Genomic DNA, 20,571 nt, shown 5'->3' with positions numbered 1-20,571 from the left:
GCCGCATCGCGCTACTCCGGCAGCGGCTGCAGCTTTTTACCGCGCCGCAGGCGCGTCTGCAATCGGTCGAAATAGAGGTACACCACCGGCGTGGTGTACAGCGTCAGCAGCTGGCTCATCAGCAGCCCGCCGGCGATGGTGACCCCCAGCGGCTGACGCAGCTCCGCGCCGTCGCCGCTGGTCAGCACCAGCGGCAGCGCGCCGAACAGCGCCGCCAGCGTGGTCATCATAATCGGCCGGAAGCGCAGCAGGCTGGCTTGGAAAATCGCCTCGCGCGCGCTGATGCCGCCGCGGCGCTGCGCGTCGAGCGCAAAGTCGACCATCATGATGGCGTTCTTTTTCACGATGCCGATCAGCAGCATGATACCGATCAGCGCAATCAGGCTAAAGGCCGCGCCGAACAGCTCCAGCGCCAGCAGCGCGCCGACCCCGGCGGAGGGCAGGGTGGAGAGAATGGTCAGTGGGTGAATATAGCTTTCATACAGCACGCCGAGCACGATATACACCGTGGCGATCGCCGCCAGAATCAGGAACAGCTGCGAGCGCAGCGTATCCTGATAAACCTGCGCGGTGCCGGCAAAGGCGCCGCGCACCGTCGGCGGCACGCTGAGCGCGGTCATGGTGCGCTCGATGGCTGCGGTAGCGTCGGACAGGCTGCCGCCGTCCGGCAGGTTGAACGAAATGGTCGACGCCGCCGTCAGCCCCTGATGGTTCACCGACAGCGGCGCGTTGGCCGGCCGCCAGCTGGCGAAGTAGGAGAGCGGAATGGCTTTCCCTTCGTTATTGATGACGAACATCTTTTCCAGCGCACTGACGTCCTGGGTATACGGCGGCGCCACTTCCATCACTACCTTGTACTGATTGAGCGGCTGATAGATGGTTGAGATCTGGCGCTGGCCGAAGGCGTTATTCAGCAGGTTATTGGCGTCGCTGACGGAAATGCCGAGGCGCGCCATGGTTTCGCGGTCGTAGACCAGATCCAGTTCGGAGCCTTTGTCCTGCTGATCGGAGTTAACGTCCGTCAGCGCCGGCAGTTTCGCCAGCGCGTCGCGGATCTTCGGCTCCCATTCGCGCAGCGCGCCGAGGTCGTCCGCCAGCAGCGTGTACTGGTAGCTGGCGTTGGCCTGACGGCCGCCGGCGCGGATATCCTGCACCGCCATCAGGAACAGGTTGGCGCCCGGCTCTTTCGCCAGTTTGCCGCGCAGGCGGGCGATCACCTGCTGGGCGCTGCTGCTGCGTTCGGACAGCGGCTTCAGCGAGATAAACATCGAACCGGAGTTGGTGCGCGACCCGCCGGTAAAGCCGGTGACGTTATCCACGTCCGGGTCTTCCCGCACGATTTTCATAAAGTCTTCCAGCTTACTGCGCATTGCCTGGAAGGAGATGCTCTGGTCCGCCTGAATAAAGCCCATCAGCCGGCCGGTGTCCTGCTCCGGGAAGAAGGTCTTCGGGATGCTGACGTACAGCCAGACGTTGAGGGCGATGGTGGCGAGAAACAGCGCCAGCACCCAGCGGGCATGGCCCAGCACCCAGTTGAGCGAGCGGCCGTAGCCCTGCTGCAGCGCGTTAAGCAGCCGGCCGAAACCGCGGGTGCGGCGCTGGGCGCGCGCCGGCTGATGGCGCAGCAGATAGGCGCACATCATCGGCGTCAGCGTCAGCGAGATAATCAGCGACAGGCCGATGGAGACCGACAGCGTGACGGCGAACTCGCGGAACAGCCGGCCGGGCAGCCCCTCCATCAGCAGCAGCGGAATAAACACCGCCACCAGCGAGACGCTCATCGACAGCACGGTAAAGCCGACCTCGCGCACCCCCTGCTGCGCGGCGTTGATCGGCTTGACGCCGGCTTCAACGTGGCGCGAGATATTCTCCAGCACCACGATGGCGTCATCCACCACAAAGCCGGTGGCGATGGTCAGCGCCATCAGCGACAGGTTGTTCAGGCTGAAGCCGCACAGGTACATGGCGGCGAAGGTGCCGATCAGCGACACCGGCACCGCCACCGCCGGGATCAGCGTGGCGCGGCCGGAACGCAGGAAGATAAACACCACCAGAATCACCAGCGCGATGGCGATCGCCAGCGACTGCTCCACCTCCGCCAGCGAGGCGCGGATGGTCGGCGAGCGATCCTGCGCGATATTCAGCTGGATAGACGCCGGGATATTCTCCTGCAGGTCCGGCAGCTCGGCGCGGATGCGGTCGATGGTGGCGATAATATTGGCGTCCGGCGCGCGGCTGACGGTCATAATGATCGCCGGTTTGGCGTTGGTCATGCCGGCGTTGCGCACGTTCTGCACCGAGTCTTTCACCTCGGCTACGTCGCCGAGGCGCACCGCCGAACCGTTGTTGTAATGAATGATCAGCGGCTGATAGTCGGCGGCGGTTTTCAGCTCGTCGTTGGTCTGCAGCTGCCAGCGCTGCTGCGGATTTTCCAGCGCGCCCTGCGGTTTGCGCACGTTGGCGCTGCTGATGGCCTGGCGCACGCTGTCGAGCGATACGCCCTGATTAAACAGCGCGCCGGGGTTGAGCTCCACCCGCACCGCCGGCAGCGAGCTGCCGCCCACCGACACGTCGCCGACCCCTTCAGTCTGGGCGATGCGCTGCGCCAGCTGGGTGGAGGCGAAATCATACAGCTGCCCCTGACTGTAAGTGTCGGAGGTCAGCGTCAGGATCATGATCGGCGCATCGGACGGGTTGACCTTGCGGTAGCTGGGGCGGTTCGGCATGCCGCTGGGCAGCAGGCTCTGCGCCGCGTTAATCGCCGCCTGCACGTCGCGCGCCGCGCCGTTGATATCGCGATCCAGATCGAACTGCAAAATCACGCGGCTGCTGCCGAGTGAGCTCATCGAGGTCATTTCATTGATCCCGGCGATGCGTCCCAGCGCGCGCTCCAGCGGCGTCGCCACCGACGAGGCCATGGTTTCCGGCGAGGCGCCGGGCAGCGAGGCGCTGACCACGATCACCGGGAAATCCACCTGCGGCAGCGGTGAGACCGGCAGCAGGCGAAAGCCCATCACGCCGGCAATGGCGATCGCCAGTGTCAGCAGCGTGGTGGCTACCGGGCGGTGGATAAATAGCGCAAAGAATCTCACGGCAGCTCCTGCGCGTCCGGCCGGCGGCGGGTGTTGCGCGCCAGTTTGTCAAACAGCAGATAAATCACCGGCGTGGTGAACAGCGTCAGGATCTGGCTCATGATCAGGCCGCCCACCATACAGACCCCCAGCGGCTGGCGCAGCTCCGCGCCGACGCCGGTGCTGAGCATCAGCGGCAGCGCGCCGAGCAGCGCCGCCAGCGTGGTCATCAGGATCGGCCGAAAGCGCAGCAGACAGGCCTGATAAATGGCGTCGTACGGCGTCATGCCCTGTTCGCGCTCCGCCGCCAGCGCAAAGTCGATCATCATGATGGCGTTTTTCTTCACGATGCCGATCAGCAAGATGATGCCGATGATGGCGATCACGTCCAGATCGTTGCCCGCCATCATCAGCGCCAGCAGCGCGCCGACGCCGGCTGTCGGCAGCGTCGACAGAATGGTCACCGGGTGGATAAAGCTTTCATACAGCACGCCGAGCACGATATACATCGCCACGACCGCCGCCAGAATCAGCCACAGCGTGCTGCCGAGCGCCGCCTGGAACGCCAGCGTCGCGCCCTGGAAGCGGGTGCTGATATCCTTCGGCAGATTGAGGCGTTCCTCCGCCTGGGTAATGGCGTCCACCGCCTCGCCGAGCGAGTAACCGTCGTTAACGTTGAACGACACCGTCGCCGACGGGAACTGATCGAGATGGTTGATCGACAGCGGGCCGAAGCGTTCTTCAACCTTGGCAATGCTGCGCAGCGGCACCATGGCGCCGTCGCTGCCCGCGAGGCGGATATCATCCAGCGCCGCCAGGCCGGGGGTCTGGCTGACGTCATGCTCCAGCACCACGCGGTACTGGTTGGCCTGGGTATAGATGGTGGAGATCAGCCGCTGGCCGAAGGCGTTATACAGCGCGTTATCGACATCGCTCATGCTGACGCCGAGGCGCGTGGCCGAGTCGCGGTCGACGTTGACGTAGGCCACCAGCCCGCGGTCGAGCCAGTCGCTGGTGACGTCGGCCAGCTGCGGCGCCTGCTTCAGTTCATTCATCAGCTGCGGCACCCACAGGCTCAGCTCATCCAGCGACATCGCCTGCAGCGTGACCTGATACTGGGTGCGGCTCACCTGGGTATCGATGGTCAGATCCTGCACCGGCTGCAGATAGAGCTTCACCCCGGGAATGTTGGCCGTTTGCTGCTGCAGACGGCTGATGATCGCCGGAATACGTTCGCTGCGTTCGCTGAGCGGCTTCAGGTTGATCTGCAGCCGGCCGCTGTTGAGCGTGGCGTTGCTGCCGTCGATGCCGACGAAGGAAGTCAGGCTTTCGACCGCCGGATCTTTCAGGATTTGCGCGGCGACCTGCTGCTGACGCTCGGCCATATTGCTGAAGGAGACGCTCTGCGGCGCTTCCAGCGTGCCCTGAATAATGCCGTTGTCCTGTACCGGGAAGAAGCCTTTCGGGATCAGCAGGTACAGCAGCACCGTCAGCGCCAGCGTGGCGAAAGCCACGCCCAGCGTCAGCCACGGGTGATTAAGCACGCTTTTCAACCACACGCCGTAGCGGGCGATCACCCGCTCGAAAAAGCGTTCGCTGGCGGCGGAAAAGCGGTTCTGTTTACGCAGCGATTCGTGGCTCAGCATGCGCGCGCACATCATCGGCGTCAGCGTCAGCGACACCACGGCGGAGATCAGAATCGCCACCGCCAGCGTGACGGCGAATTCGCGGAACAGGCGACCGACGATATCGCCCATAAACAGCAGCGGAATCAGCACCGCCACCAGCGAGAAGGTGAGGGAGATAATGGTAAAGCCGATCTCACCGGCGCCTTTCAGCGCGGCGTCCAGCGGCTTTTCGCCCTTTTCGATATAGCGCGAGATATTCTCTATCACCACGATAGCGTCATCGACCACGAAACCGGTGGCGATGGTCAGCGCCATCAGCGTCAGGTTGTTGACGGAAAAGCCGAGGAAATACATGGCGGCGAAGGTGCCGACCAGCGACAGCGGCACCGCCACGCTGGGAATAATGGTGGCCGGAACGTTGCGCAGGAAGACGTAAATCACCATCACCACCAGGGCGATCGCCAGCAACAGCTCGGACTGCACGTCGCTGACCGAGGCGCGGATGGTGGTGGTGCGGTCGGTCAGCACTTTCACATCCACCGATTTCGGCAGGCTTTTCACCAGCGTCGGCAGCATCTCGCGGATGCTGTCGGCGGTGGTGATGACGTTAACCCCCGGCTGGCGCTGAATATTCAGCACGATCGCCTGATCTTTATTGGCCCAGGCCGCCAGTTTGGTGTTCTCGGCGCCCTGTTCGACGGTGGCGATATCCCGCAGACGGATCGCCGCGCCGTCTTTGTAGGCGACAATCAGCTGGCGGTAATCGTCGGCGGACTTCATCTGGTCGTTGGCCGACAGCGTTACCGAGCGGGTGGGGCCGTCCAGGCTGCCCTTGGCGGAGTTGACGTTGGCGTTGCTGATGGCGCTGCGCACCGTTTCGCTGTCCAGCCCGTAAGCCGCCACCGCTGCGGCGTTCAGCCTGACGCGCACCGCCGGGCGCTGCCCGCCGGACAGCGTCACCAGCCCGACGCCGGTGACCTGCGAGATTTTCTGTGCGACGCGGGTTTCCACCATATCTTCCACCTGCGTCATCGGCATGGCGCTGGAGGTGACCGCCAGCGTCATAATCGGCGGGTCGGCCGGGTTGACCTTGCTGTAAATCGGCGGGTAGGGCAGGTCATTCGGCAGTAGATTGGTGGCCGAGTTGATGGCCGCCTGCACTTCCTGCTCGGCGACGTCCAGCGGCAGTTCGAGCTGGAACTGCAGCGTCACCACCGACGCGCCGCCGGAGCTTTGCGACGACATCTGTTTCAGCCCGGACATCTGGCCGAACTGCCGTTCCAGCGGCGCGGTGATCGCCGAGGTCACCACGTCAGGGCTGGCGCCGGGGTACAGCGTCACTACCTGAATGGTGGGGTAATCCACTTCCGGCAGGGCGGACACCGGCAGCGCGCGGTAGCCGATAATGCCCGCCAGCAGGATGGCCACCATCAGCAGCGTGGTGGCGACCGGACGCAGGATAAACAGGCGGGACGGCCCGCCGTTAGCCTTATGCGGCGTCGGCTGCATCAGGATTTCCCCTGCACTTGCGGCTGGCGGCGCGGCGTGGCGGCTGCCGGCGTTTCCTGCGGCGTCAGCACCTCGACCTGAATGCCGTCGGTCAGACGGTCGATGCCGTCGGTGACCACCCGGTCACCGGCGCTCAGGCCGGCGCTGATCACCACCTGTTGGCTGTCCTGCACGCCGGTGGTGACGCGGTGTTTACTGACGGTATTGTCATCCCCCAGCGTCCAGACGAAGTTGCCCTCGTTGTCCATCTGCAGCGCCGCCGTCGGGATCACTACCGCGTTGTGCAGGGTATCCACTTTCAGGCGCGCGTTGACAAACTGGTTGGGGAACAGCTCATCGTCCTGATTGCTAAAGCGCGCTTTGAGCTTGATGGTGCCGGTGGCGGTATCTATCTGGTTATCCAGGCTCAGCAGGCTGCCGGTCGCCAGCCGCTGCGAATTGGTGCGGTCCCAGGCTTCGACCGCCACCGCACCGGCCTTCTGCGCCTTAAGCAGATCGGCGATATTGCCTTCCGGCAGGGTAAACACCACGTCGATCGGCCGGGTTTGGGTGATCACCACCAGCGGCGTGCTGCTGCCGCTGGTGATGTAGTTGCCGACGTCGACCTGCTTCAGCCCGACGCGGCCGTCAATCGGCGCGGTGATGCGGCTGTAGGTGATTTGCAGTTTGGCGCTGTCCACCGCGCCCTGATCGGCCTTGATCGCTCCTTCGGTCTGGCGCACCAGCGCCCGCTGCGCATCCAGATCCTGGCGAGAGATCAGATTGGTTTTCACCAGTTGCTGATAGCGCGCCAAATCCTGTCTGGCGTTGGCCAGCGTCGCCTGGTCTTTCGCCAGCTGGCCTTCGGCCTGCGTCAGCTGCACCTGGAACGGACGCGGGTCAATCTCCGCCAGCAGATCGCCGGCCTTGACCTGTTGCCCTTCGGTAAAGTGAATGGCCATCAGCTGCCCGTCGACCCGGCTGGTGACGGTGACGGTATTCGCCGCGCTGGCGGTGCCCAGCCCGGACAGATAACGCGGCACGGTCTGCTGCATGGCGGTTGCCGCCTGTACCGGCGACATCGGCATCTTGCGCCGTCCGCCATTATTCGCCTGTTTGCCCGCCGCCTGGCGGGCGGACGGCAGCGGTTCGACGGGTGCGGCGGCGAAAAAATGTCGCCAAATCAACACGGCGGCGATAACCAACAGCGCGAGAACGACAAGGCGCAGGATCAAGGGGCGGCGTTGAGGTTTTGCATTCATGACGATGAAAATACTCCAAAGGCGGGCAACAAGCCGAAAGGCCAACTTCTTATAGGATACTAGTTTACCGGCCGTTACCGGGATAAAAATGGAGGAAAAATGGAGGAATCGTCAGTTTTCCATGAAGAGAAAGAGGGTTTACCGATAAGCGTCGCGTTTTTGGCGTTTGATTATATTTCAGGCTAATAATAATTACTCAAACCATTTGGCTGATAGAGGGTGAGATGAGCAAGCGTGAATTGGGACGTAGCGGAATCAGGGTGCCGAAACTGACGTTCGGCGGCAATGTGTTCGGCTGGACGGCGGATCGGGCGACGTCTTTCAGCCTGCTGGACGCGCTGGTGGACAACCAACTGAATTTTATCGATACCGCCGATGTGTATTCCTACTGGGCGCCGGGCAATCAGGGCGGCGAGTCGGAAACGGTGATCGGCGAATGGCTGAAACAGAGCGGCAAGCGCGATCGGGTGATTATCGCCACCAAAGTGGGGAAAATGAACGATGCAGCCGGCAAACCGCAGCTGTCGGCCGGCTATATCCGCCAGGCGGTGGAGAATTCGCTGCGCCGTCTGCAGACGGACTATATCGATTTATACCAATCTCATGACGACGACCGCGACACCCCGCTGGCGGAAACCCTGGCGACCTTTGACGCGTTGATCAAAGAGGGCAAGGTACGGGCGATCGGCGCGTCCAACTATCAGGCCGATCGGCTGGAAGAGGCGCTGCGGGTCAGCGAGCAGCACGGGCTGGCGCGCTATGAGACCCTGCAGCCGGAATATAACCTCTATGCCCGACAAGGCTATGAACAGGCGCTGGAAGGGGTTGCCGTCAGGCACGGGCTGGGGGTGATCAACTTCTGGGCGCTGGCCAGCGGTTTTCTTACCGGCAAGTACCGCAGCGCCGATGATATCGGCAAGAGTCAGCGTGGCGACACCATCGTGGCGCGCTATTTGAACGCGCGCGGTTTACGCATTCTGGAGGCGCTGGATAGCGTGGCGCAGCGGCATGCGACGACGCCGACTCAGGTCTCGCTGGCCTGGCTGATGGCGCGGCCGAGCATTACCTCGCCGATTGCCAGCGCCACCTCGCTGGCCCAGTTGGATGAGCTGATCGGCGCTACGCAACTGTCGCTGAACGCAGAAGATATTCGCCAGCTGGATCGGGCCAGCGAGGAATAAGGTGCGGGCGTCAGTCAGCCTGCTCCCGCCATTGCTGCCGGTTCAGCCGGTACACCACATGGCGGCGCAGGCGGTGGCCCGGCGGCAGGCGCGGATGGTCAAAATACTCCTCAGCGCAGCGCATGCCGATGCGTTCCATCACCCGGCGTGAGGGATGGTTGACGACGGCGGTAAACGACACCACTTCCGGCAGTTGCAGCTGTGAAAACGCATGGTTCAGCGCTGCCCGTGCGGCCTCGCTGGCGTAGCCGTGGCCCCAGTGGGCGGCGGCCAGCCGCCAGCCGATCTCCACGCAGGGCGACAGCGGCAGATCGTCGCCGACCTGGGCCAGGCCGACAAAACCGATAAAGGGAACATGGCCCGGCAGTTCGACGGCCCATAATCCCCAGCCGTGCTGCTGCATAAACTGGCGGATCGCGGCGGCCTGCGTTTCGCTGGCGGCGGCGGACAGCGGGGCGGGGAAGTAACGCATCACCTGCGGATCGGCGTTCAGCGCGGCGAAAGCGGCCAGATCGCTGTCTTGCCAGGCGCGCAGGCGTAAACGTTCGGTATTCAGCGTGGCGATAGGCATGGTTTTCACCTCGTTCTGTAACGGGGCGCGACCTTGACGTCGCGCCCGATGCCCCGTGGCGGGGTTAACGGAACAGCGTCTGCGCCCAGCGCGCCAGCCCGGCGGTGACCGAGCCGAAGTCATTGCCGCCGACGATCGGAATGCCGGGCAGCTGCTGTTGCAGCGCCGCGCGCAGCAGCGGCGAACGGGCGCTGCCGCCGGTCAGGTAGATCACGTCCGGCTGCGTCTGGCTGGTGGCCAGCGCGGCGGTGACCTGCTCCTGGATGCGCTGCAGCGGCTGGGAAATGGCATCCGCCAGCTGTCCCTGACTGATGAGTTCTGCCAGTTCCGGCTGGACAAACGCCAGCGGTACGCGGGTGGTTTCCTCGCCGGAGAGGGCGATTTTACTCTCTTCCGCCGCGCGCACCAGCCGGTAGCTCAGACGTTGCCGATACACCTGCAGCAGCCGACGCACTTTTTCCGGCTCCGCCGCGTCGCGGATCAGATCGTTCAGCAGTCTGGCATTGGCGCTGCTGTAAAACTCATTCTGCGCCGGCACGTCGTTGGTGGCGACCGCGTTCCAGTACGGCAGCGCCGGCAGGGCGATGCCTTTTGCGGTTTCACCGCCCATGCCGAACAGCGGCATCAGTTGCTTGAATGCCAGCATGATATCGAGGTCGTTACCGCCGACGCGGCAGCCGCTGTGGCCGATCAGGCTCTGCTGGCGATCGGCGCTGTCGCGCCACTGCGGCCCCATCAACAGCACCGAGCAGTCGGTGGTGCCGCCGCCGATATCGACCACCAGCACGGTTTTCTCTTCCTGCAGCGTGGCTTCGAAATCCAGCCCGGCGGCCACCGGCTCAAACTGGAATTCGATCTGCTTAAATCCGGCGCGCTGGGCGGCGCGCAGCAGAATGCCCTGCGCCTGGCTGTTGGCCTCTTCGCCGCCGGTGCCCTGGAAGTTGATCGGCCGGCCGATCACCGTCTGCTCGATCTGCTGCTGCAGCACGCCTTCCGCCTGGCGCTTGATATGGAACATCATCGCGCAGACCAGGTCTTCAAACAGCGCGATTTGCTGCGCCTTCAGCCCGTTGGCGCCGAGGAATGATTTCGGCGAGCGGACGAAGTACACCTCTTCCGGGTCTTCAACATAGTGCGCCAGCGCCTGCAGACCAAAGTGCAGGCTGTCGGCGTTGACCGGAATATCCTCTTCGCGGTTGTAGCTGACGGCGCGCCGCAGCAGCTGCTGGTTTTCCTCGCTGCCGGTCGGCACCTGCCAGTGGCGGTGCAGACATTCGCTGACCGCTTCGCGGCTCGGCGCGCACAGCATCGACGGCAGATACGGTTCATTGTTTTCCAACGCCAGCAGCTCCGGGCCGTTTTCCCGCATCACCGCAACGGAACAGTTGGCCGTTCCGTAGTCGAATCCTATAAACATTTTCTATCCCCATGCCAATGAAGGGGGGCGACTTTACCCGAGAGCGGGCGTCTGGGCAATGCAGCGCGTGCCGGACGGCGAAAATTTTAGCGGCAGCGTTAAGGAGATGCTTAACTAAGCCTATCTTGATGTCCGAATTCCGCACGTCAGCCCGCAGTCTGAGCGCCATAATGATGAAAAAACCGACACCGAGCGTTGCCATGAGTGAACACCAGGCGTTATATGCCGCGCTGCGCGCGCGGGATCGCAAATTTGACGGCCGTTTCTTTGTCGGCGTGTCGTCGACCGGCATCTACTGCCGGCCGGTGTGCAGCGCCCGCACGCCGAAAAGCGAGAACTGCAGCTTCTACCCCAGCGCCGCCGCCGCTGAACTGGCGGGCTTTCGCCCCTGCCTGAAGTGCCGGCCGGAACTGGCACCGGGCCTGGCGCTGATCGACCTGGGCAACCGCTATGCGCAGGTTGCGGTGCAGCTGATTGAGCAGGGCTACCTGTCTGAACACAGCTGTGAGGCGCTGGCGGCGCGGCTGGGGATTTCCGATCGCCATCTGCGGCGCATCTTCGCCGAGCAGTTCGGCGCTTCGCCCATCGATTATGCGCAGTCGCACCGGCTGCTGCAGGCCAAGCGCCTGCTGGCGGATACCGATATGCCGCTCAGCGAGGTGGCGTTCGCCGCGGGGTTTGGCAGCCTGCGGCGCTTTAATGAACTGTTTAAACAGCGCTACCGCCTGAGTCCGTCGGCGCTGCGTGAAAGCAGCGGCCGGCAGACACGCGCCGCCGACAGCGGGCTGGTGTTTCATCTGGGCTATCGCCCGCCGTACGACTGGCCGCGCATGCTGAATTTTTTACAGGCGCGTGCGGTCAGCAGCGTGGAGTGCGTGCAGGACGGGCGTTATTACCGCTCCATCGCGGTGACGCTCGGCGGAGAGTCGTATCAGGGCTGGGTCAGCGTGCAGCCGGAAACGGCGCGCGATCGGGTGCGGGTGGAGATTGCGCCGTCGCTGAGCCGGGTGACGACCGACGTGCTGCGGCGCGTGCGCCAGCTGTTCGATCTGGATGCGGCGCCGGACGTCATCGCCGCCGCGCTGGGGCCGCTGGTGACCGACCCCGGCCTGCGCCTGCCCGGCTGTGTCAATGGCTTCGAACAGGCGACGCGCGCGGTGCTGGGGCAACTGGTCAGCGTGAAGATGGCCGCCGTGTTTGCCGGACGGATGGCGGAGCGTTGGGGAACACCGCTGGCGCAGCCGCACGCCGGCATTACTCATGTGTTTCCGCTGGCCGGGCAGATAGCCGCGCTGCAGCCGGAGATGCTGCGGCCGCTCGGTATTCAGCTCAAACGCGCAGCAGCGTTGATCGCGCTGGCGCGTGCGCTGGAAGAGGGGCGGCTGGCGCTGGATAACGTGCTGGATATTGAGCAGGGCATCAAGGCGCTGACCGCGCTGCCGGGCATCGGCGACTGGACGGCGAGCTATATTGCGATGCGCGCCTGGTCATGGCCGGACGTATTTCTGAGCGGCGATTATCTGATTAAACAGCGCTTTCCCGGCATGACGCCGCGCCAGATTGAGCGCTATGCCGAACGTTGGCGGCCGTGGCGCTCTTACGCCACTTTGCATCTGTGGCATCACGACGGCTGGCAGCCTGAGCGATAGAAAAACGGGCCGGCGCAGGCCGGCCCGGAAGGTCAAAGCAGGAACAGGCTGGCCAGGCCGAGGAAGATGAAAAAGCCGCCGGTATCGGTCAGGGCGGTGATCAGCACGCTGGAGCCGACCGCCGGGTCGCGTCCCATCTTCAGCATCACCATCGGGATCACTACGCCCATCAGCGCGGCGACCAGCAGGTTGAGGATCATGGCCAGCGTCATCACGCCACCCAGCGCCCAGTCGTCGTACAGTAAATAGGTGACCACGCCCATAATGCCGCCCCACACCAGGCCGTTGATGATCGCAACGCCCAGCTCTCTGAGCAGCAGACGGGAAATATTGCCTTCTTCAATCTGGTGCAGCGCCAGCGCGCGGACGATCATGGTGATAGTCTGGTTGCCGGTATTGCCGCCGATGCCGGCGACGATCGGCATCAGCGCGGCCAGCGCCACCAGCTGCGAAATGGTGTGCTCGAACAGGCCAATCACCCGCGAGGCGATAAAGGCGGTGCACAGGTTGATAGCCAGCCAGGCCCAGCGGGTTTTTACCGCCTTGCTGACCGGCGCGAATACGTCCTCTTCCGGGCTTAAGCCCCCCATGCGGCGCAGGTTGCTTTCGCTCTCTTCATTCACCACGTCGACGATCTCTTCGATGGTCAGACGCCCCATCAGTTTGCCCTGCGCGTCGATCACCGGGGCGCTGATCAGGTCATAACGTTCAAACGCGCCGGCCGCCGCTTCGGCCTTATCTTCCGGCTGGAAGCTGGTGGGTTCGCTGTCCATCACGCTGGCGACCTGTGTTTGCGGGTCGTTCAGCAGCACCGCCGTCAGCGGCAGTTCGCCGAGCAGAGTGTTCTTACGATCGGTGACAAAGATTTTATCGGTGGCGTCCGGAATGGTTTTGCGCTGGCGCAAAAAGCGGTGCACCGCGCCCAGCGTAACATCGGGCCGCACCGTGACCAGCTCGAAGTCCATCATCCAGCCGACGGTCTCTTTGCCGTAGTGCATCATCTCGCGCACCTGTGCGCGCTGCCCCGGCTCCAGCGAGGTCAGCAGGCGGCCCATCAGGTTACGCGGCAGGAACTGCGCCAGATAGGCCTGTTCATCGATATCCAGCGTTTTGATCGCCTTGAGCAGGTCTTTATCGCTCATCTCTTCGATCAGGCTGTCCCACACCGGTTCAGCGACTTCCACCAGCGTTTGGCCGCGGCGCGGCGGATCCACCAGCCGCCACAGCGCCAGGCGTTCATCCTGCGGCAGCGCTTCCAGCAGGTCGGCGAGGTCGGCGGCGTGCATCTCTTCCACCAGCGCGCGAATTTCGGCGGTCTGGTCCATCAGCGCCTGGCGGCTGAGCTGCTGCTCTTCGTCCGGTCGGCCGAGGATGCCGTCGACCAGCGCTTTGTTGTTCAGTAACAGGGACAGGATGTGCTGACGGTGTTCAGCCACCTTTTTGACATTATGTGTTGCGGCAGACATGGTATTCCTTAACGCTTGGCACGCGGAGCTCCTGAGTCATAACTTGTACAAGATAGAACATCTCAGAGTATGGCGTCATTTTTATGATCGGGACGATACGCAGCCAAAGAATGGGTAAAGCGTCTGTTGACAGGCGGCTTACCCATTCGGCGGCGCGCGGACAGGCACGCGCGTTCACTGCGTTTCAGAGGCGTTGTCCCGTGGCGGATTGAGTGGTTGACTGATGTGCTGTTCCTGGGCGGAAACATTTTTTTCCTGATGATGGGGAATGGCGGCGAGAGTGGTATACAGAAGCCGGCCTATCAAAATGATAAAGCTTACCAGCAACACTATTTTGGTCATTTGTCCGGTGGTTCTTTTACGCATGATTTTTCCGGAAGTATCGGTCCTTGTGGCGCAGTTGTTGGTTATGCCCGTCATTTTTCCATGAGTGGCGTAATTTTAGTGGCGGCTGGCAAAATTTGTCTATGTATTTCACCGGGAAGCAAAAACAATCCTGCCGTTCGTTGAGTGTTGGTTTGATTTTATCCGGCGGCGTGGAGCGCTTTTTTTTATCGCGGTAATGTTATTCCGGTTTTTAACCAACAATTATCTATTAATTGATCTAAATCAATTTTTAACCCACCGTTGCGCATAGAATTCGTGACCAGCTGTAAATTTTGCTGAATTTTTCACCACTGCTACCCCGATCTCGGCGACGGGCGGACGCCGCTTACTGACAGGTTACCAAGGTCTGGACGATAAATTGCTTCGCGCGTCAGCGGAGATATTCACTTCATAATGGTTAAATTGAAACTCTGGAATGATTTACGCCACCGTTGGTGGGGCCAGCCCTTAATCTGGAGCCTGGTGTTTATCCCTCTGGCCGGCTGGCTGTCTCCGCGCATTATGTTGCCGGAGGGGAAGGTGTACCTGGTCTATCTGCCGCTGGCGGTGTGCATTTCGCTATTGATGGTGTATGACTGGATGGCGATTCCCGGCATTGCCATTGCTATCATGGTCCGCTACAGCGCCCGGCTGGGGCCGGAAATCGGCATTATCATGACGTTGCTGTATCTGTTCTGCCTCGGCGTCTGCTGGTTGGGCTACCGCTGCCAGACGCAGCGCAGCTGGTGCGCCCGCATTAACGTGCTGGGATTTACGCCACCGCGCCTGATCTGGCTGCTGACGTTTCCGCCGCTGCTGTTTATCCTCAGCCTGCAGCTGATGACCGGTATGGGACTTTTGCCGGACGAGATGGGCATGGTGTTCGGCAGAGCCAATCTGATGCATACGCTGGTGAATTTCCATGCGTTGCTGATCGCCGGCCTCTCTTCCACGCCGCTGTTCTATTTTGTACTGCGCATGCTGAATAACCCGCGCTTTATGCGGACGCTGCGGCGCCGTTTCCGGCTGGAAGTCGCGCCGGGCGTCAAAACCGGCGAGCCGCAGCTCTGGCTGTTGCTGCTGGCCGGCATGGTGTTTGCGCTGTGTTACCCCACCGGCGTCGGGCACAAGGAGTTTTGGGTCGACTACAGCCTGACGCTGTTGCTGCCGCTGATGCTGTACGGCGCCATGCGCTTCGGCTATCACCTGAACTGCATCGCCTGGTCGATCGCGCTGCTGGCGCTGTTCTTCAACTATCGCAGCTATGTGCGGGTGGACGGGCGCCTGCACGATCTGGCCGTGGTCTCCTCGATGATGCTGGTATTCACCCTCAGCGTATTCCTGCTGTCGGCGATTAACTCCCGCCAGCTGGTGCTGTTCGCCAAAATGCGACGCGCCTCGCTGCAGGATCCGATGGTCGGCCTGCCCAACCTGCGCGCCCTGAAGCGGGACTTAGCGCAGGCGCCGCGCTCGACGCTGTGCTTTTTACGCATTGCCGAACTGGATCTGCTGAGCCGCCATTACGGCATGCAGCTGCGTATCCGTTTTAAACAGCACCTGGCCAGTACTCTGCGTAAAGTGATGGCGGCGGACGAAGAGGTCTATCAGCTGCCGGGCTACGATCTGGTGCTGCGGCTTAACGGCTATGACGCCGAAGCCAAAGTGGCGGAGGTGCACGCCACGCTGGAGAACTTCCGCCTGGTCTGGAACGGGTTGCCGATCCATCCGCCGCTGGGTGTCAGCTACTGCGGCATCGCCGGAGAAGTGGAGCACCTGCATCTGCTGCTGGGGGAGCTGAGTTCGCTGGCTGAACTTTCACTGACCAGCGGCGAGCCGGAGAGTATCCGCAGCGATCATCAGGACGTGCAGAATGAGCTGAAGCACAAGGTGCGTTTGCTGCACCGGGTGCAGCGGGCGCTGGATGGCGACGGGTTTATCCTGATGGCGCAGCCGATATCCGGGGTGCGCGGCGACAGCTACCATGAAATTCTGCTGCGCCTGCCCGATGATAAAGGCGGTACGCTGCCGCCGAGCGAGTTTTTGCCGGTGGTGCATGAGTTTGGTCTGGCGTATCAGCTGGACCTGTGGGTGCTGAACAACACGCTGAAGTTTATGGATAGCCACCGCAATACGCTGCCGAGCGCGCGTTTTGCGGTGAACATCTCGCCGCCGACGCTGTGCCGCCCGACGCTGAGCCGCGATGTACGCCAGGCGCTGCAGCAGTATGACATTGAGCCGTACCAGCTGATTCTGGAAATCACCGAATCACACCTGATGCAGGATATCCACTATGCGGCCACCACCCTGCGGGAGCTGCGCGAACTGGGCTGCCGCATCGCGATTGACGATTTTGGCACCGGCTATGCCAGCTACAATCGTCTGCGGATGCTGGAGGTGGATACGCTGAAAATCGACGGCAGCTTTGTGCGCGATATGCTGAATGACCCGGTGGATCACCAAATTATCGCCTCTATCTGCAAGGTGGCGTTAATGAAGCGGCTACATATCGTGGCGGAATATGTCGAAAGCGAAGAGCAGCAGATGGCGCTGCGGGCGTTGGGGGTCGATTATATGCAAGGCTACCATATCGGCCGGCCGGTGCCGCTGACGTCGCTGGTGACACCGGCGCAGGAGCCGCCGGCGTAACGCTCTGCGGCCCTTTGCCGGGGCAGAGGGCCGCAGAGTAGGCAATCAGGCGAGGCGCTGCTCGTCCTGCTGCGCGTCTTCTTCTTCAATCAGCAGCTTCCAGCCGACGACGTCGTTCCAGTATTCCTGCTCGCGCTCCAGATCCAGCTGCACCAGCGTATTTTGCGCCAGATAGCCGGCCGGGAAGCGCAGCGTCCAGTGATTGTCATCGGTGGACAGACGCAGGGTTTCCGGCGTGGTGGTGGACTGACGCTGGTTATTCAGCAGCGCGCTCAGGCGCAGCAGCTGAATCAGCGGCAGATAGTGCTTCTTCTTGAACAGGTTCAGGCGCGGCAGCTCTTCCAGTTTGATGGCTTTACGGTGGAAGCGCACCAGCGCCGCCAGCAGCAGCTGCTGTTCCTGATTAAAGCCCGGCAGATTGGTGTTTTGCAAAATATAGGCGGAGTGCCGGTGCATGGCGCTGTGATTGATGCTCAGCCCGACCTCGTGCAGCATGGCGGCCCACTTCAGCAGCGCCTCCAGCTGCGGGTTGACCAGCTTGGTATTTTGCGCCATCCACTGGGCGTACAGCAGCTCGGTGGTCGCCAGCACCCGGCCGGCCTGGTCGCGATCGATATTGTAGTGCTCGGCCAGGCTTTTGGCGGTGCGGCTGCGAATATCCTGATGGCGGAAACGGCCTTCCATTTCATACAGCACGCCTTCGCGCAGCGCGCCGTCAGACAGACGCAAATCGCGGATCGCCAGCGCGTCGAACACGCCGCATAAAATGGCCAGCCCCGGTACAAACACCGCTTGGCGCTCTTCCGACAGCCCCGGCAGGCTGAGGGCGCTGAAGTTCTTGAACTGCAGCACCTGCTCGCTCAGCATTTCCAGCCGCTCCTGGGTGATCAGGCCGTCTTTTTCACCCATCGCAACCAGCACTTCGTGCGCCGCCTTGATCGAGCCGGAGGCGCCAAGAGCGTATTGCCAGCCCTGGATGCGGTATTGCCAGGCCAGGGTTTCCAGCTTTTGTGCCGCCGCCAGCCGGGCGCGGCGGAAGTTGGTGCGGTTGATTTCGCCTTCAGGGAAGAAAATGTGGGCGAAGCTGACGCAGCCCATGCGGCGGCTTTCCGCCAGCAGCGGTTCGAAATCTTCGCCGATCACCAGTTCCGTTGAACCGCCGCCGATATCGATCACCAGCTTGCGGCCCTTTTCCGGCTGGGTGTGTTCCACACCCATAAAGATCAGGCGCGCCTCTTCCTGCCCGGAGATAATCTCGATCGGGTAGGGGATCACGTCGGCGGCGCGTTTCAGGAAGGCTTCGGCATTCACCGCCTGACGCAGCGTATGCGTACCGACGATGGTGACGTTTTCCGCCGGGAAGCCCTGCAGCCGTTCGGCAAACAGGGCCAGGCAGGCCAGACCGCGTTCTATTGCTTCTTCACTGAGCACATTATTGGCGTCCAGGCCATCGGCAAGGTGTACCCGCTGTTTTAAGCGGCCCAATACCTGAAGGGCGCCGTTTACGACGCGGGCAATAACCATATGGAAGCTGTTCGAGCCCAGATCGATGGCGGCGATTTCCAATGGTTTATGAGTAGCAGTGCTGTTTAGCGGCATAGTTACTGGCCTAATTTCCTGGTTGTTCCAGAGCTTTTAAATAGTCGTAAATGGCAATTTGCGAACGGACCTTGCGGCGGTTGCCGCGCGGCACGTACTGATTGCTCAGCTCTTTATCAATATAACGGGCTTTGACGGTGTCGCTGAATTGGATCGCCAGAATATCCAGCACGCGCTGTTTCAGCGCCGGATCCAGCAGCGGCGCCGCCACTTCGATACGGTAATCTATATTACGGGTCATCCAGTCGGCGGACGACAGATAGACCTTGGTGTCACCTTGATTTTCGAAAACGTAAACGCGGTCATGCTCCAGATAGCGGTCAACAATGCTGATGGCCTGAATATTGTCGCTGATCCCCGGCAGATTGGGAATCAGCGAACACATACCGCGCACCAGCAGGCGTACCTTTACGCCGGCGCCGGAAGCGGTATATAACCGATCCACCAGCCCTTTATCCACCAGATTATTCAATTTCAGCGTAATGCCGGCCGGTTTGCCCGCCAACGCGCTGGCGATCTCATGGTCGATCAGATCGTACAGCATGCGGCGCGAGTTCTGCGGCGACACCATCAGGTAGTCGAAATGCACCGGGCGGTAGGGGTTTTCAATAAAGTTGAACACCCGGCGCACTTCGTTGGTAATGCGCGCATCGGCGGTCAGCAGAGAGTAGTCGGTGTAAACGCGCGCGGTTTTTTCGTTGAAGTTGCCGGTGCCGATATGGGCGTAGCGCACAATGGCGTCGCCTTCGCGGCGCGAAATCAAAAACAGCTTGGCGTGAATTTTCAGACCGGGGGCCGAGAAGATCACGTGTACGCCGGCTTCCGTCAGGCGTTTGGCCCAGTGAATGTTGGCCTCTTCGTCAAAGCGTGCCTGCAGCTCGACCACCACCGTCACTTTTTTGCCGTTATGCGCCGCGTGGATCATCGATTCGATAATGCGTGAATCTTTCGCTACGCGGTAAATATTGATTTTTATCGCCAGCACGCTGGGGTCGAACGACGCCTGCCGCAGCCATTCCAGCACGTGCTCGAAGGTGTGGTACGGATAGTACAGCAGCACGTCTTTTTCCCGGATGGCGTCAAAGCCGTTGCGGAACTTGTCGAACCAGGTATGACGCAGGCGCGGCAGCGGCCGGTTGACCAGGTTGCTTTTGCCGACGTTGGGGAAGCCGATAAAGTCCTTGAAGTTGTGGTAGCGGCCGCCGGCGATCACCGAGTCGTAGTTGGAGATGCCCAGCTTTTCGCGCAGCAGCTCCACCATTTTGTTCGGCATATCGCGCTGGTACACAAAGCGCACCGGCTCGGCGGTCAGGCGCTGTTTCAGGCTGGAGGACATCAGTTCCAGCAGGCTGGACTCCATTTCCGTCACCAGATCGTATTCCGCATCGCGCGTCATCTTCATTGAATAGGCGTTGAGCGCGTCGTAGTCGAAGAAGCCCTTAAAAATATCATCCAGGCAGTAGCGCAGAATATTGTCCAGCAGGATCATCGGTTTGCGCCGGCGCGGCGCCTCCGGCGGCAGATTGACGAAGCGCGGCACCTTATCAGACGGAATTTCCAGCAGCGCATAGTCGATATGGGTACCGCGGATGATCTCCACCGCCAGATAGGTGTAGTCGTCCTTCAGAAACTGCACCAGATTGGTGTCGTGATTGATCAGAATCGGCGTAATATGCTGGCGCAGATGCTGCTTGAAGTACTGGCGTAGCCAGACTTGCTGGTTCTCGGAGACCTGACGCTCATTGATCAGAAAGATTTGATTGCGCGCCATTTCCAGCAGCAAATCGTTATACAGGGTGTCGAACTCCTGGTCGGTTTTTAACACCTTGGCCTGGATTTTCTTCAGCAAATGGCGTGATGACCCGGCGGAGCCCTGTTCTTCGCTGATCAGTATCCGACGTTTCAGATCGGCAAAGCGGACTTGGTAAAACTCGTCGAGGTTATTGGAGTAAATGCCCAGAAAGCGCATGCGTTCAATCAGGGGATTGCTCTTATCTGCGGCTTCCTGCAACACGCGTTCATTAAAGGATAACCAGCTTAGTTCTTTCTCGATGTAGAGCTTTTCCTGACCCATTATTACTCCGGTTAAATCATGGGAAAAATCGAATGGCATTCCCCTATGCCGGCCCAGGCCGCCTGCCGCGCAGGCGGGTGAGTGGCGCCGTAGCCCATCGTTCACGCTGCCTGGATGCCGCTCTAATGTCCTACAACATTATTGCGAGAGATT

Annotated in this window: 12 protein-coding genes; 4 read left to right on the top strand and 8 right to left on the bottom strand. The window is 61.5% G+C overall.

Features of this window, described 5'->3' with window-relative positions; genetic code table 11:
- Positions 1 to 11: 11 nt before the first annotated feature.
- The 3 genes from mdtC to CLM71_RS17520 are packed head-to-tail and all read right to left on the bottom strand — an operon-like array spanning position 12 to position 7,449.
- Positions 12 to 3,092 carry a multidrug efflux RND transporter permease subunit MdtC gene (gene mdtC / locus CLM71_RS17530; protein ID WP_105232125.1) on the bottom strand — a complete coding sequence of 1,027 codons (3,081 nt, stop codon included), beginning with the start codon at positions 3,090 to 3,092 and terminating at the stop codon, positions 12 to 14.
- Positions 3,089 to 6,208: an MdtB/MuxB family multidrug efflux RND transporter permease subunit gene (locus CLM71_RS17525; RefSeq protein WP_105232124.1), complete on the bottom strand. Its 3,120-nt coding sequence runs from the start codon at positions 6,206 to 6,208 to the stop codon at positions 3,089 to 3,091. Before CLM71_RS17525 ends, mdtC begins: the two co-directional genes overlap by 4 nt.
- On the bottom strand, positions 6,208 to 7,449 hold the full coding sequence (locus CLM71_RS17520; protein ID WP_105232123.1) for an MdtA/MuxA family multidrug efflux RND transporter periplasmic adaptor subunit: 1,242 nt from the start codon (positions 7,447 to 7,449) through the stop codon (positions 6,208 to 6,210). The genes CLM71_RS17525 and CLM71_RS17520 overlap by 1 nt, the downstream gene beginning before the upstream one ends.
- 224 nt (positions 7,450 to 7,673) lie before the next feature.
- Between CLM71_RS17520 and CLM71_RS17515 the strand changes: the two genes are divergently transcribed.
- Positions 7,674 to 8,630, top strand: coding sequence for an aldo/keto reductase (locus CLM71_RS17515; protein ID WP_105232122.1), 957 nt, complete (start codon positions 7,674 to 7,676; stop codon positions 8,628 to 8,630).
- A 10-nt stretch (positions 8,631 to 8,640) separates the two neighbouring features.
- On the opposite strand, the gene CLM71_RS17510 is transcribed toward CLM71_RS17515, so the two are convergent.
- Positions 8,641 to 9,201, bottom strand: a complete 561-nt coding sequence (locus CLM71_RS17510) for a GNAT family N-acetyltransferase (protein WP_105232121.1) — start codon at positions 9,199 to 9,201, stop codon at positions 8,641 to 8,643.
- A 64-nt stretch (positions 9,202 to 9,265) separates the two neighbouring features.
- A complete protein-coding gene (gene yegD / locus CLM71_RS17505; RefSeq protein ID WP_105232120.1) occupies positions 9,266 to 10,618 on the bottom strand; it encodes a molecular chaperone in 1,353 nt (450 codons plus the stop codon).
- 170 nt (positions 10,619 to 10,788) lie between these two features.
- Between yegD and alkA the strand changes: the two genes are divergently transcribed.
- Positions 10,789 to 12,267 carry a DNA-3-methyladenine glycosylase 2 gene (alkA, locus tag CLM71_RS17500; protein ID WP_105233471.1) on the top strand — a complete coding sequence of 493 codons (1,479 nt, stop codon included), beginning with the start codon at positions 10,789 to 10,791 and terminating at the stop codon, positions 12,265 to 12,267.
- A gap of 32 nt (positions 12,268 to 12,299) precedes the next feature.
- Here alkA and mgtE read toward each other — a convergent pair whose 3' ends face one another.
- A complete protein-coding gene (gene mgtE / locus CLM71_RS17495; protein ID WP_105232119.1) occupies positions 12,300 to 13,733 on the bottom strand; it encodes a magnesium transporter in 1,434 nt (477 codons plus the stop codon).
- A gap of 216 nt (positions 13,734 to 13,949) precedes the next feature.
- Between mgtE and CLM71_RS24475 the strand changes: the two genes are divergently transcribed.
- Both CLM71_RS24475 and CLM71_RS17485 read left to right on the top strand, forming a co-directional pair.
- A complete protein-coding gene (locus CLM71_RS24475) occupies positions 13,950 to 14,243 on the top strand; it encodes a hypothetical protein (protein WP_187044291.1) in 294 nt (97 codons plus the stop codon).
- 270 nt (positions 14,244 to 14,513) lie between these two features.
- Positions 14,514 to 16,745 (top strand): EAL domain-containing protein, encoded by a 2,232-nt coding sequence (locus CLM71_RS17485; RefSeq protein ID WP_105232118.1) that lies wholly within the window; start codon positions 14,514 to 14,516, stop codon positions 16,743 to 16,745.
- Positions 16,746 to 16,790: 45 nt separating this feature from the next.
- On the opposite strand, the gene ppx is transcribed toward CLM71_RS17485, so the two are convergent.
- Together ppx and ppk1 are read right to left on the bottom strand one after the other, a co-directional pair.
- Positions 16,791 to 18,344: an exopolyphosphatase gene (gene ppx, locus CLM71_RS17480; protein ID WP_105232117.1), complete on the bottom strand. Its 1,554-nt coding sequence runs from the start codon at positions 18,342 to 18,344 to the stop codon at positions 16,791 to 16,793.
- Positions 18,345 to 18,354: 10 nt separating this feature from the next.
- Entirely contained in the window at positions 18,355 to 20,418 is a 2,064-nt protein-coding gene (ppk1, locus tag CLM71_RS17475) for a polyphosphate kinase 1 (RefSeq protein ID WP_105232116.1), read from the bottom strand.
- Positions 20,419 to 20,571: the final 153 nt, after the last annotated feature.

This window comes from Serratia sp. MYb239 (assembly GCF_002966855.1).
Taxonomy (GTDB): domain Bacteria; phylum Pseudomonadota; class Gammaproteobacteria; order Enterobacterales; family Enterobacteriaceae; genus Serratia_B; species Serratia_B rhizosphaerae.
This window is presented reverse-complemented; position numbering and strand designations above follow the sequence as displayed.